The following is an 11,803-nucleotide window of genomic DNA, read 5'->3' on the forward strand; positions in this document are numbered from 1 at the left end:
TGCTCGGCAAAACAAGCTATTTTATGCCCACGAGCAGGGACATCCGAACCAACTCCGGAAGACTGTGCGCCTTCATTTTCGCCATAACGTTCGCTCGATGAACTTCCACGGTTCGAGGGCTGATTTCAAGGTTGAAGGCGATTGCTTTGTTGGGCTGCCCAGTGATCACGCACGTCAGTACCTGCCGTTCACGCTCGCTCAACGTCTCAAGTCGCCCCCTTATTTCTTCTGTAGTCTCCGCTCTGGCGCCGTCATCAGTCAGCAGCTCGGCGGCACGTCGGACGGCGTCCATCATCGTCTTGTCGTCAAATGGCTTTTCAATGAAATCGATCGCGCCAGCCTTCATCGCATCGACGGCCATCGGCACGTCGCCGTGTCCGGTTATCACGATGGAAGGCATTTGAGAGCCGGTGGCTCGAATTCTCCTGATCAGATCGACGCCGCTCATATCGGGCATCCTTAAGTCTGTGACCAGGATGGCTTGTCGGAGGTTCAAGGCGATACCGAGGAAAGCAGTGGCCGATTCGTGTACTCGCACTGCAAGACCGTTCATTGTCAGCATGAATGCCAGCGACTTTCTGACCGCCTCCTCGTCGTCGACGATATGTATCGTGTAGTCATCAATCGGCATTTTGGTCCTCATCGTGCGCGGGCAATGTGAAACTGAAATTAGCGCCACCAAGCGTACTGCGTGATACGATCATTTTGCCTCCATGTGCTTCGATTATTCGCTTGGAGATGGACAGGCCGATTCCCATTCCTCCGGCCTTTGTCGTTGTGAACGGCTTGAAAAGCTGGGGGGCGATCTCTTCTGGAATGCCGGGACCCGAATCCTCGACCACCACGGAAACTTCATCGGGTCCGGACGGGCGAACGCGCACGAGAAGTTCCTTATTCGCCGTATCCTTCATGGCCTCTACAGCGTTGCGCATCAGGTTGGTCAGGACCTGCTGTATCTGGATGCGGTCGACCATGACCAGGTTTGCACCCATCTCGAAATCGAATACCGATCTGACGCCTTTCTCCCGAGAGCCAACCAACGCGAGCGCGCCAGACTCCTCGACGAGTTGTCGAATGTTGTGGGGAGCCTTCTCGGTCTCGCCCTTGGTAACAAATTCTCGGAGGTGCTTGATGATCTGCCCCGCCCGCAAGCTTTGCTCACCGGCTTCCCGCAAGGCCTCCCGGAGTGTCTCGGCGTTCTGCCCCTCCACATCCTGCAAAAGCCGTGCGCAACCGTGGACATAGTTTGCAATGGCGGAGAGCGGCTGATTCAATTCGTGAGCGAGGGTCGAGGCCATTTCGCCCATTTCGTTCAACCTTGCCAACCGCGCTAGCTCCGCCTGCACTTCTTGGAGCCGGGCTGCAGATTCTTCTCGTTCCGTCAGATCACGTACAAATCCGGTGAAGAACCGCTTTCCACCCGAGCGCATTTCACCCACGGCGAGCTTCATCGGAAAAGTTGATCCGTCTTTCCGTTGTCCAACCACTACGCGATCGGTTCCGATGATGCGCTTCTCTCCTGTTGCGAGATAACGATGCAGATAGCCGTCGTGCTCCCGTCGGTACGGTTGGGGCATAAGCATGCGCAGGTTCTGACCTACGGCTTCTTCTTCAGAGTATCCGAACTGCCGGACGGCCGCGGCGTTGAATGACACGATAGTGCCATCCTGCTCGCTCACAATCGTCGCATCAAGAACTGTATCCAAAATCGATTTGAGGTGAGCTTCGCGCCTGTCGAGCGCTTCCTCGGCTGACACAACACCTCTTCGCGCCGCATGCAGCAGTTCCCCCATCACAGTGATGGCGAGCCCGACGAAGATGAATACGAGCAACTCGAGTGGATAAACGCCTACTGGCGTTTGGGACTTCAAATAGAAAGCGAAGGCTGACGCAAGCAGGGTTGCAAACGCACCAGGACCAAGGCCGCCGATTATGGCGGCTAAGAGGATTGATGGAACAAATATGATGAAAGTGGCACGTTCGTCGAGGAGACTCTGAAGTTCGGACCGCACGGCGAAAGCCAAGAACACGGCGAATGCGGCGAGAGCGTACTGCAAGCCGACAGGTACGTGGCGGCGCAGAACCAGCCTTGAAACCGCCTTCGCAGACTTACCCGGACCACTTGAGAGCATTTTTCCGTACCGACCCTCAATTGCCTTTGGGATAGGCTCGAGTGTTAGCATGCGGAAAGAAAGGGTGTCCACGGGGAGAGGCGTAGGCCAGGGCGCGATCAACAGGCTCATGTGAACCCCCCACGTTCCGGGAACGTGGGGGGCTGGTGGCCGCGGCGTTGTTACAACGCTCCCGCTGCTATGTCTGCGTCGATACGATCCCGTGCCTTCTTCGGGAGCTTAGCAGTCTTCACGGTTTCGAGGTTTGCCGGAGCGTCTCCCACAACAATGAGGGCGACCATTCCCATGCTCATGTGAGGAGCGCATTTGATTGCGTACGCGCCGTTCACATCGAAAGTGATTTTCACCGTTTCGTTCATCTTCCCTTTAAAAGGCTGCGCACCTTCCGGGATGAGGTTGGCGATTGTTTCGGCATTGTGAGACTTGTCGGTCGGTATGAATGTTACGGTGTCTCCCGGAGCCACTCGCGTAAGCCCCGGCTCGAACACCATCACACCGTCTTTGCCCTTGTTCAACATGTGCACTTCGTGGTCGGCGGCCTGCGATGCGGTAGCCATCACCGCCAAAGCCATTGCAGTTCCGATCGTTAGATTCGCCAGTCGTTTCATTGCTCTTCTCCTGTTCGTGAAGCCGCTTGGCTCCGTTGACGTTGATTTACCGGAGAAGACGCCGTGAACTTTGACGAAACGCAAATAACTCGACCTTTGGGAAAATCGCTCACGCAACGCGTTGCCGTAGTCGCTCTCCTATCCTCGACAGGGAGTTGCCCTCGCGCGAAGGCTCTTCGACAAGCCGTAAAGTCCCGGACCGAGTGGCTTCCATACTTCCGAGGGAAAACCGTTCCACAAGTCTGCGGAGGTGGTTTGTCTCTGCGGCCAAAGTCGCGCTTGCGCCATTGGTCTCCTCCACCATTGCGGCGTTCTGTTGGGTAACCTGATCCATTTGATTGATAGCCGCGTTGACCTGCAGGAGCCCAGTGGATTGCTCATTGGTCGAGGTGGCAATGGCATCCATGTTCAGGTTAATGGCATTAACCTGGCCTTCGATACTCCTGAGGGCTTCCCCTGTGTCCTTGACGAGTTGGACACCACTTTCGACGTCGATACGAGAGCTCTGGATGAGGTTTTTGATTTCTCGAGCAGCTCCTGCAGATCGCTGCGCAAGTTCACGCACTTCTTGCGCGACCACAGCAAAACCCTTGCCAGCTTCGCCCGCCCGGGCCGCTTCCACCCCGGCGTTCAATGCAAGAAGATTGGTCTGAAATGCTATTTCGTCGATCACGGCAATGATGCCGGCAATCTGGTTCGACGACTGTTCAATCTTGACCATCGCTACAATCGCTTCGTTGACGATCGTGCCACTCCTGTCGGTGCTTAAGGCAGCCTGCTTGGCAGTATTGCGCGCTTCGTCGGCCCGTTTCGCCGATTGGGCAACATTCGCGGTGATCTCGTCGAGAGCTGCGGCCGTCTCTTCGAGGGCGGCTGCCTGCTGCTCAGTTCGCTTCGATAGATTGTCGACGCTTCGGCTTATTTCCGAGGAGCCACCGTCTATAGAGCCAGTCGTGCGTATGACTTCGAACAGCGTATTCCTCAACGTCTCCGCTGCCGAATTGAAATCCGCTCGTAGCGGCTCAAAGTCAGTCGCGAATGCTTCCGTCAGGCGGAACTCGAGATCTCCTCCAGCAAGATGTCGGAGGCCATCGCCCAAGCCTTGCGTTGCTTGCTCCAGCGCTTCCGCATGGTGCGCCTGATCGCGGGCATGTCGATCGCGATCTCGCTCTTTTTCGGACCTGCTGTCAGCAGTTTCCTTTTCGAGGCGCCTATTCTCCACTGCGTTCATTCGAAAAATTTCTACGGCGCGAGACATGTCGCCGATCTCGTCGTTTCGGTCCGCGAAAGGTACCGTAATTCCGAGGTCGCCATCGGTCAGCCCGCGCATCGCTAGCGTAATTCTCTCGATCGGGCGCGCGACATTGGTCGCGACAAAGTAGACCGCGCCCGCGACTACGACTAGAAGGACGGCGACTGAACCAATCGCGACAGTGAAGGTGGCGGAAAAATCGCGCTCGACTTCGATATATGCGTTCTCAGATGCAGTTTTGGTAATTTTGGACAATTGAGCTGAGGCATTTCTCAGGCCTTCCGCACGCTCCATCATGACTTCCCTGAGCCATTTCGCAGCTTTGTCCTCCTGCCCGGATGCTGAGAGGACCAAGACCTCTCTACCCTTTGATACGTACTCCCCGAAACTCTCCTTGATCTTCCGCAGAAGGATGCGTTGTGCGTCGCTGGTCGAGAAGCCTTGCAACGCCAACATGTCATTCTCCAGCAATTCAACGGACTGCTCAATGAGTTCTACCGCGGCACGCTTTCCGGCGTCTTCGGGTTGCAAGATGTGATTACGATACGCCGTCCGAATGTCGCCCAACCGCACTTCGATGTCCTTGACCTTTTCCAGGGTGGGCATCCAGACATTTGCGACTTCGCCAACCTTGTCATCGACGGCGCGCAGCCGATCCAGGGTGTAGGCGGCGAATGTCCCGACCATGAGGGCGATGCCGACAAAGATAGCAGAAAGGGTGGTCTTGATTTTAAACCGCCTCATAGGGCTCTCCATAGCGAGGATCGAAAATTCCGATTTTCAAATTCGAGAGCTGGAGACTGATGGCGGTTCTGTCAGAGCTATAGTTGAATACCGTGCAATTGCAGTGCCAAATATTTGTTTACCGGGGGTTAATTTGAGGAACGCGTTCAGATGAATATTATGAGGAGCAGGACTATGGTCAATTTATATCGGAAACTCTATTGATGATGATCAAATTATAACTATAGATATGGAGGAGATAGTGATGGATATTAATAGGTTGTGGTGATCAGCTCTTGTTGAGCTTGATTAATACGATTGGCCCGTTCCGGGCGCTAAACGTTTTACCACCAAGTGTGGCGCGGCCCAGCGGGAAGTCCAGGGAGGCTTGTGGAGCTTAACCCGTGACGTGTAGCGGAGGATGGCATCCGCCAATGCGCATCCCCCGCACGCTCTTCGTTGGGAAGAACGGACCAACAGATAGAATGCTCGAGCAACTTTCCTCTTTGTCGTAGATCAATCTGAACGAAAACTGCGTCGCCCTTAAAGCTCGCTTTCCTTGACGCAAATCAAAGTTGCCGGGAGCACTCAAGTCTATTTGCTTTTTTAGCGTCGCGGGTGGCGATGTCGAAACAATCGGACCGAGTCCCCTGGAATGACAGCGGTCACAAAGTGAAAGGACCTAAGAGATGTCCCTCTTCAAGACTTCGTTGGCCGCCATCTTGCTGGCGGCCGGAACGGTGTTTCCTGCCATGGCGCACATAACCCTCGACAACGGCAGCGCAAAGGTCGGATCAACCTACAAAGCCATTCTGCGGGTCGGGCACGGTTGTGACGGCAAGGCCACGGTTGCTCTCAGGGTGCGGCTTCCGGAAGGCGTAATTTCAGTGAAGCCCATGCCTAAGCCCGGTTGGAAGGTCGAGAAGACGCATGGCGAATATGCGAAAGCGTACGAACTGCACGGTCAGCAACAGACAAGCGGCGTCCGCGAACTCATCTGGTCAGGTGGCAACCTGGCGGACGACGAATACGACGAGTTTGTGTTCCGCGCTTACATCACCGACGCCTTCAAGCCTGGTGCAACTGTCGCGTTTCCCGTCGTTCAGGAATGCGTGGGCGGCGCTACGACAAGGTGGATCGAGGTCCCGACTGAAGGAAAGAGCGCTGACGATTACGAACATCCCGCGCCGACTTTGACCGTCATCGAAAAGTGACGACGCTGGCGGGGGCATAGGCATGATCCGTACTTTCGAACTTGCCCGCCCCCGCAACGCTTCTGTGTTGGTGTTTCTGGTCACCCTTGCGCTCTGCCTGGTTATGCCTTGGCAGCACGCCTTTGCACACGCAGTCTTGGTCTCCTCCACTCCGGCACAAGGAGAACGTCTGACCTCCCGGCCACTTCAATTGTCCCTTCGGTTTTCGGAAGCTGTAACCCACGTCGACCTCACGCTCGTCGACCGCAATGCGAAACCAGCCAATCTGCCAGCGACGATTTCCGGCAACGACGTCGTAGTCGAGCTCGCCGAGCCGCTTGGGGAGGGCGCTTACGCTCTAAATTGGCGGATCCTTTCCGAAGATGGCCACCCCGTCGCGGCCTCCGTCGTCTTTGCTGTTGGCGCTAGCTACGACATGAGCGAGTTGAAGGGTGACACCGGAGGCGCGGCGCGGGTTGCGTTGTTAACACTCGGAACGAAGTTTCTATTTTACCTGGCTTGCCTGTTCGGCATCGGCGGAACTTTCTTCTCGTTCTGGATCGCGCATAGAACGCCGACGAGATCCACAATCACTCTTCTATATACCGCGGCGGTATGTGCTGTGTTTCTGATCGGGCTCCTCGCAGTTGAAAACAGCGCGTCATGGGCGGCGTTGTTTGAAGCGAAGGCTTGGGCCGACGCACTCGATAGCAGCCTGGCGCGTTCGATACTCTTGGTGGGACTCACGCTCCTATTGGCAGTTTGTGCAAGGCCGCAAGCGATGGGCGGTAAGGCGCTGACGTTTGCATCGTTGGCTTTGATTGGCCCCGCTTTTGCTTTGACGGGACATGCGTCCGGAGCTGCCATTAAATGGCTCTCATTTGCCGCGGTATCACTTCATGTGACGGCGGTCTGCTTCTGGGCGGGCTCGTTGCCGGGGTTGTGGCATGTTCTAGGGCCCCGCCATCAAGGGCAACGTGACAGTTTACTGAGGTTCTCGGCCGCAATTCCCTACTCGATCGCTGTCATGCTGGTCGCCGGAGGGTATCTAGCCTATGTCCAGGTTGGCTGGCCCCCCGCGATCTTGGGTTTTGATTACGGCAAGGTTCTGGTCGCGAAAGTGACATTGGTGAGCGGCGCACTTGTACTCGGCGCATGGAATCGCCTCGTTCTAACGCCACGTGTCGCGTCGGGCTGCCTTCGTGCGGCCAAAAGCATGAAAAACCTAGTCTCGGTCGAAGTTTTCCTGGTCGTGCTGGTATTGGCAGTCACTTCATTGTGGCGGTTCACCCCGCCGCCGCGTGCGCTCGCGCTAAAGCAGCCAATCGCCACATCCGTTCACCTCCAGGATGCCGAAACAATGGCAATGCTGGCGTTCGAAACGACGCCCGATCTGATCTTCAATGCAGAGATATCTCTGTCGACTGCCGAATTAGGCGGCTTGGATCCTCGTGAAGTCACACTTGAGATGTCGTCGGTTGACGGCTCGGTTTCAAAATTCAAGGTGCCTATCCGTCGAGTGTCGCCGGGTTTCTGGAGCGTGCAGCACGTCCCGGTACCCTGCGATTGCGAATGGAACGTCCGCCTCGATCTGCTCATCTCGGATTTTGATCTGGTTAGCTTGCAAAGCCGAGTCAAATTGCTTTCCGGCGGTTGAGCCTCTCCAACCATTTACGATCAGCATCGCGAAAAGCGCACTCGGACCGTTCTTTGTGCAAGCACAAAGAACGCCGCGGTGTTTTGTAGCACCAGTGCATAAAGTGGAGATTTCGAGTTCATGGCAGTTGAACTGGCGCAAAGCGACGAACCGAGTGATGATCTGGTCCTCTGGATTCTCGTTTGGAGCGAATTGTTTGCGTTCGGCGTCTTGCTTGGCGGGTTCATGGTGATGTCGTACCTTCACCCGGACAGCTTTTCGCTTGCCAAAATTCATTTGAATGGGCGGCTCGCTAGTCTCAACACGCTCGTATTGATCGCAAGTGGATGGTTGGCGGCGGAGGCGGTGCGTGCGGCGACATACCAAAAGCGAAGGTTCGCCTTGGTCGCATCAGCGATGCTTGGATTTTTGTTCGCAGCGACCAAGGTCGTTGAATACCAAGGCGAGTTACGGTTCATCGGTGACGCGACATTCAATGCCTTCTTCGAACTCTACTTCATGATCACAGGTTTCCATCTCGCGCATGTCGTATTCCTGAGCCTGCTCATGTTGCTGATCGCACGACGGATGGAGCGATCCAATGTGGTGTTGGTTACGACTGTCTGGCACGTGATTGACATCGTCTGGCTGGTAATTTTTCCAGTCATCTATCTGGGGTAGACGATGCAAATGAACAATTCCATATGGCTGCTTGGTCGTGCCGCAAAACTACTGTTGCTTGCAATCATCGCCGCTCTTATCTCGGCTCAATGGAAGCACGAAGCCGTTCCCTTCACGGCTTTCGGCGTCATTCTGATCCTAACCGTCATCAAATCGCGCTGGGTGGTGGTCTACTTTATGGGGCTGCGTGATCTACGCCCTCGATTATCGATGGCACTTGTCGGATGGTCCGCATTCTTCGCGGTCGCCGCAGGCACAAAGGCGCTGATCGCGACATACGGCTCCTGAATAGCGGCCATGGGACGGGTGAGAGAAGTTGGAATCACGCCGTTCCAGGCATACCCAGGAAGGGCGGTCCGCATCAGTGGCCAAGTCGAGGGTGGGCACTCCGTGCCCGAATCCCGATCGATTTCTGGTGCATAGTTGGCTAGCCTGGCTGGCAAACAGGACTGTTACAGTAGCGGGAAACTGCCTGCATCGGCCGGAGGCTCGTAAAGGGCTTTGCCAAATGCCCAACGGCTGTGCTTGGCGTTTAGAACTTTCTGCGGCCCAGGCGACAGTCTCAAATAGTTGGCGAGACCGCATCTCAAGTCGAGGGATTGAGCATGGCATTCGATTACAAGGAATTCGATGTCAGGCCGATACTAGCGGACGGCCGCGAGCCGTTCCAAGCAATAATGGCGGCTGTCGACAGTCTGGGCACCGGTCAGGGCCTCATCCTTCTTGCTCCCTTTCGACCATCCCCACTCTTTTCCGTCATGGAACGAAAGGGATTCTCGCATCAGGTTTTCGAACTCGAGGGCGGCGACTTCAAGATCCAATTCACGCCACGTGCTACCGAGGTGCTCGCTTCCGGCGACGTACGGAACGCCGAAGAGTGGCCCCAACCGGTCCGCGCACTTGACCTTACTGATCTCAATCCCACGAAGTCGCAGGCGCGCGTTCTCTCCGAACTCGTGACATTGACTCCCGGCGACGTGTTGTTTGCAGTCTTCGCTGAGGAGCCTTTGCGACTTTTTCCCGAACTGTCGGATCGCGGACATCAGTGGGTGGGTAATTTCGACAAGAATGGAGCGTCTTTTCGCATCATGGTGAAGCGCGGAATGCGAAAACACTCCGGAGAATAAGCACATTCTCTGATCCGGGAAAGGTTTCTTTACGTCAGCCAAGCGCTTTATGACAGCGTTATTTCCTGTTGTCTCAGACGCTCGATCCGTTCGGAAACAACAATGTACACCTTTCGATAGGTAAGCAGGACCTGATCACGTTTGATCCGCAAACGCCTAGCGGTCTTTCCCGACAGGGCTAGTAGCGCCCGAGCGGCATCCGTTTGTCTTTCAAACTCAACCGGAAATCTGCACTCAGCGCGAACGTATTCTAGTTGCTCTTCTATGGAGGCAATCAACGTGCTCGTGTGCAAACGAAACACATCTGCGGAGCCCGACATGGCAGTCAATTTTGCCATGTCTATGACTGTGTCTATTCGATTGGTCGCTTCCACACTCCATCGCACTGCGCATTCGCTCAAGTTTTCCATTGAAGCCTCGAACTCAACGATGTTCGAACCAGTCAACGTGGGCATATGGAAAATCAAGGGACGGGGAGCCAGAGGTAAACTGGAAACGAGCTCGAGCATCCGTTGTTCGAAGGTCCTCTCAGTCACGGCCGCTCCATCAGGATGTCCTATTCGCATGCCGGAGCAGTAGTTCAACGGCAAAGCCGCTGGAGATAGGCCGGCTTTAGAACCTCAATTGATCGCATGCCGGCGAGCTGAATAACACCTTCGGATCGAAGCTTTGTCATCGTCCGGGACACCGTTTCGATCGTTAAACCAAGATAGTCGGCCATATCCTGCCGCGACATTGGTAAATCCACCTGAGCTACACCGCCCTGACGCTCCATCATATCAACCAAAAAAGTGGCTACACGTTCAAATGAGGATTGCCCTGCAAGCAGGAGCGAATGCTCTTGCGCGCGTATCATGCTTCGCATTGTGAGCTTAAGCAACTCCAACGACGCCTCGCCGGAGGAGGCTTGGCGAAAGCTCCGCAGAGCCGTATGTGAAACGGCTTCGGCATAGAAATGATGGATGTCGTCCGGTTCAAACCCGAAAACCTCACCTGGCAGATGAAAGGCGACGATCTGGCGGCGTCCATCCTCTCGTAGACGGCAGATCCGAACTGCACCAAATTCTATCTGATAGCAGGTTCCTGATGTTTCACCCTGTCCATAGATTTCCGACCCGACGGCGTAAACAGTGATCGGTGCGACGCGCCCGAATGCTCGGTCGGCCGTTCTGCCTTCTGTGAGGCGGATGAGTTGGGGATGAGATGTGTTGGATACCGCCAGCATTGTGTGTCTCCCGAGTTGTTTTCGCTACCTTTTTGCGAAAAGCGGTCGACCGCGGCAATTCGGTTATTCCACTACGTAGTTTTACGGAGTCGCGTATGATAGGCGGTGGTGCACACGACAATTTGCGCCCAGCCGCACCCGCGGCGGCGGCGAACTTTAGTGGTGTGAGGCGAGGTTGATTTCTGGTTCACGATGACGTTTGATATACGTCTCCGGGCCAAACAGCAGTGCGGAATTATGTAATTCCGCAACTGCGCGCGCTATATGTTTCGCACGCGTGCGAGCGTGGATATCGCTTCTAGCAGGTCAGTCATCGAGAATGGTGTGAACACGGTAGCTGCTGGCGGTGGGTTGGACACAACCGTCGCGCCTTGGCTCAAAAGAATTATTCGACTGCTGTCGACACCTACTGAAGACCACAAAGCCGATTCTCCCGCAAGCAATTCTTCATCGAGCAGCATGCAAACGAACGACGATAAACGGGGTATCGCCAGCGAAAGCTTCTCGGCAAGATCAACCTGATACCCTTCAATTTGCAGGGCAAATGCAAGGGAGCGCCGAAGGCTTCCGTCGGAAGCCACGATCAGAATTTTCCGCGATGAACCGTCCACCTGTAGGGATACCCCTTCTTCAAGGTGTGCTCCTTTGCACTACCGTCAGAGCACAGAGTATCCTCATGCTCCAGACGCGGCATTGCGCGAAATCAAAACTCGCCCGAGGCATGTCACCGGTAGAGATTTTCTGCCAGAGCTTCATCCGTGCTCGTGTATGGTTTTCTGTTTCAGCTTGCTTCCGTAGCGGGCGCGCGGCCTTGGCTATCTTTCATTAGAAAATCAGCAAGCAGGTTGCGCGAGCCATAGAGCAGCGTGATCATGCCTGCCGCGACGCCCGCTTCGCGCGCAACGCCGGGTTACAGCGCAGCTCTTCCCGGTAGCGTGCTTCGAATTCAGGCCTGTAGCGCCAGTGAAAATCGCAGCCCGCATGTGGTGCGAGATGCGGTGCCGCATGGCCATTCCTACAGCAGTCTACTGCTTGGGAGCAGCCGCGACCGCATAGCCGGCGTCCTGCCATTCTGGAAATCCGCCAGCGCAATGGAAGATGTGCGTGTATCCCCAAGCAATCGCCTTGGCGGATGCATATGCTGAATAGGGACAATCTATTTGAGTGACGACAAAGAACGCGCCTGCTGCTGATGCACATATGGGCACATATTGGCGGAAAGGGCG

The 11,803-nt window shown here is 55.4% G+C and carries 12 protein-coding genes; 5 read left to right on the plus strand and 7 right to left on the minus strand.

Features of this window, described 5'->3' with window-relative positions; all coding sequences use genetic code 11:
* Window positions 1-16 precede the first annotated feature (16 nt).
* The 4 genes from fixJ to BLJAPNOD_RS23455 form a co-directional block, all read right to left on the minus strand.
* Window positions 17-625, minus strand: a complete 609-nt coding sequence (gene fixJ, locus BLJAPNOD_RS23440) for a response regulator FixJ (RefSeq protein ID WP_199566031.1) — start codon at window positions 623-625, stop codon at window positions 17-19.
* The gene (locus BLJAPNOD_RS23445; RefSeq protein ID WP_275540241.1) at window positions 621-2,243 is read right to left on the minus strand and encodes a PAS domain-containing sensor histidine kinase; all 1,623 of its coding nucleotides are present in this window, start codon (window positions 2,241-2,243) and stop codon (window positions 621-623) included. The genes fixJ and BLJAPNOD_RS23445 overlap by 5 nt, the downstream gene beginning before the upstream one ends.
* A gap of 50 nt (window positions 2,244-2,293) precedes the next feature.
* Window positions 2,294-2,704 (minus strand): pseudoazurin, encoded by a 411-nt coding sequence (locus BLJAPNOD_RS23450; protein ID WP_244611095.1) that lies wholly within the window; start codon window positions 2,702-2,704, stop codon window positions 2,294-2,296.
* Between the two features lie 145 nt (window positions 2,705-2,849).
* The gene (locus BLJAPNOD_RS23455) at window positions 2,850-4,736 is read right to left on the minus strand and encodes a HAMP domain-containing methyl-accepting chemotaxis protein (protein WP_158556156.1); all 1,887 of its coding nucleotides are present in this window, start codon (window positions 4,734-4,736) and stop codon (window positions 2,850-2,852) included.
* A 668-nt stretch (window positions 4,737-5,404) separates the two neighbouring features.
* On the opposite strand from BLJAPNOD_RS23455, the gene BLJAPNOD_RS23460 reads away from it, so the two are divergent.
* The 5 genes from BLJAPNOD_RS23460 (at window position 5,405) to BLJAPNOD_RS23480 (ending at window position 9,352) form a co-directional block, all read left to right on the plus strand.
* Window positions 5,405-5,929: a DUF1775 domain-containing protein gene (locus tag BLJAPNOD_RS23460; protein WP_115421649.1), complete on the plus strand. Its 525-nt coding sequence runs from the start codon at window positions 5,405-5,407 to the stop codon at window positions 5,927-5,929.
* Between the two features lie 22 nt (window positions 5,930-5,951).
* Window positions 5,952-7,565: a copper resistance protein CopC gene (locus BLJAPNOD_RS23465; RefSeq protein ID WP_115421650.1), complete on the plus strand. Its 1,614-nt coding sequence runs from the start codon at window positions 5,952-5,954 to the stop codon at window positions 7,563-7,565.
* Between the two features lie 120 nt (window positions 7,566-7,685).
* Window positions 7,686-8,225 (plus strand): cytochrome c oxidase subunit 3, encoded by a 540-nt coding sequence (locus BLJAPNOD_RS23470; RefSeq protein WP_057214994.1) that lies wholly within the window; start codon window positions 7,686-7,688, stop codon window positions 8,223-8,225.
* A gap of 3 nt (window positions 8,226-8,228) precedes the next feature.
* Window positions 8,229-8,513 (plus strand): cytochrome C oxidase subunit IV family protein, encoded by a 285-nt coding sequence (locus BLJAPNOD_RS23475; protein ID WP_115421651.1) that lies wholly within the window; start codon window positions 8,229-8,231, stop codon window positions 8,511-8,513.
* 317 nt (window positions 8,514-8,830) lie between these two features.
* Window positions 8,831-9,352 carry a DUF2249 domain-containing protein gene (locus BLJAPNOD_RS23480; protein ID WP_115421652.1) on the plus strand — a complete coding sequence of 174 codons (522 nt, stop codon included), beginning with the start codon at window positions 8,831-8,833 and terminating at the stop codon, window positions 9,350-9,352.
* A gap of 47 nt (window positions 9,353-9,399) precedes the next feature.
* Here the strand turns inward: BLJAPNOD_RS23480 and BLJAPNOD_RS23485 are convergent, their stop codons facing one another.
* The 3 genes from BLJAPNOD_RS23485 to BLJAPNOD_RS35205 all read right to left on the minus strand — a co-directional run bounded on the left by BLJAPNOD_RS23485 (window position 9,400) and on the right by BLJAPNOD_RS35205 (window position 11,188).
* Window positions 9,400-9,888: a hypothetical protein gene (locus BLJAPNOD_RS23485; RefSeq protein ID WP_147294575.1), complete on the minus strand. Its 489-nt coding sequence runs from the start codon at window positions 9,886-9,888 to the stop codon at window positions 9,400-9,402.
* Between the two features lie 44 nt (window positions 9,889-9,932).
* A complete protein-coding gene (locus BLJAPNOD_RS23490; RefSeq protein ID WP_115421654.1) occupies window positions 9,933-10,577 on the minus strand; it encodes a helix-turn-helix domain-containing protein in 645 nt (214 codons plus the stop codon).
* A 260-nt stretch (window positions 10,578-10,837) separates the two neighbouring features.
* The gene (locus BLJAPNOD_RS35205; RefSeq protein WP_147294576.1) at window positions 10,838-11,188 is read right to left on the minus strand and encodes a hypothetical protein; all 351 of its coding nucleotides are present in this window, start codon (window positions 11,186-11,188) and stop codon (window positions 10,838-10,840) included.
* Window positions 11,189-11,803 lie beyond the last annotated feature (615 nt).

It is taken from the genome of Ensifer sp. M14 (assembly GCF_003355565.1).
In the GTDB taxonomy this organism is placed as follows: Bacteria; Pseudomonadota; Alphaproteobacteria; order Rhizobiales; family Rhizobiaceae; genus Ensifer.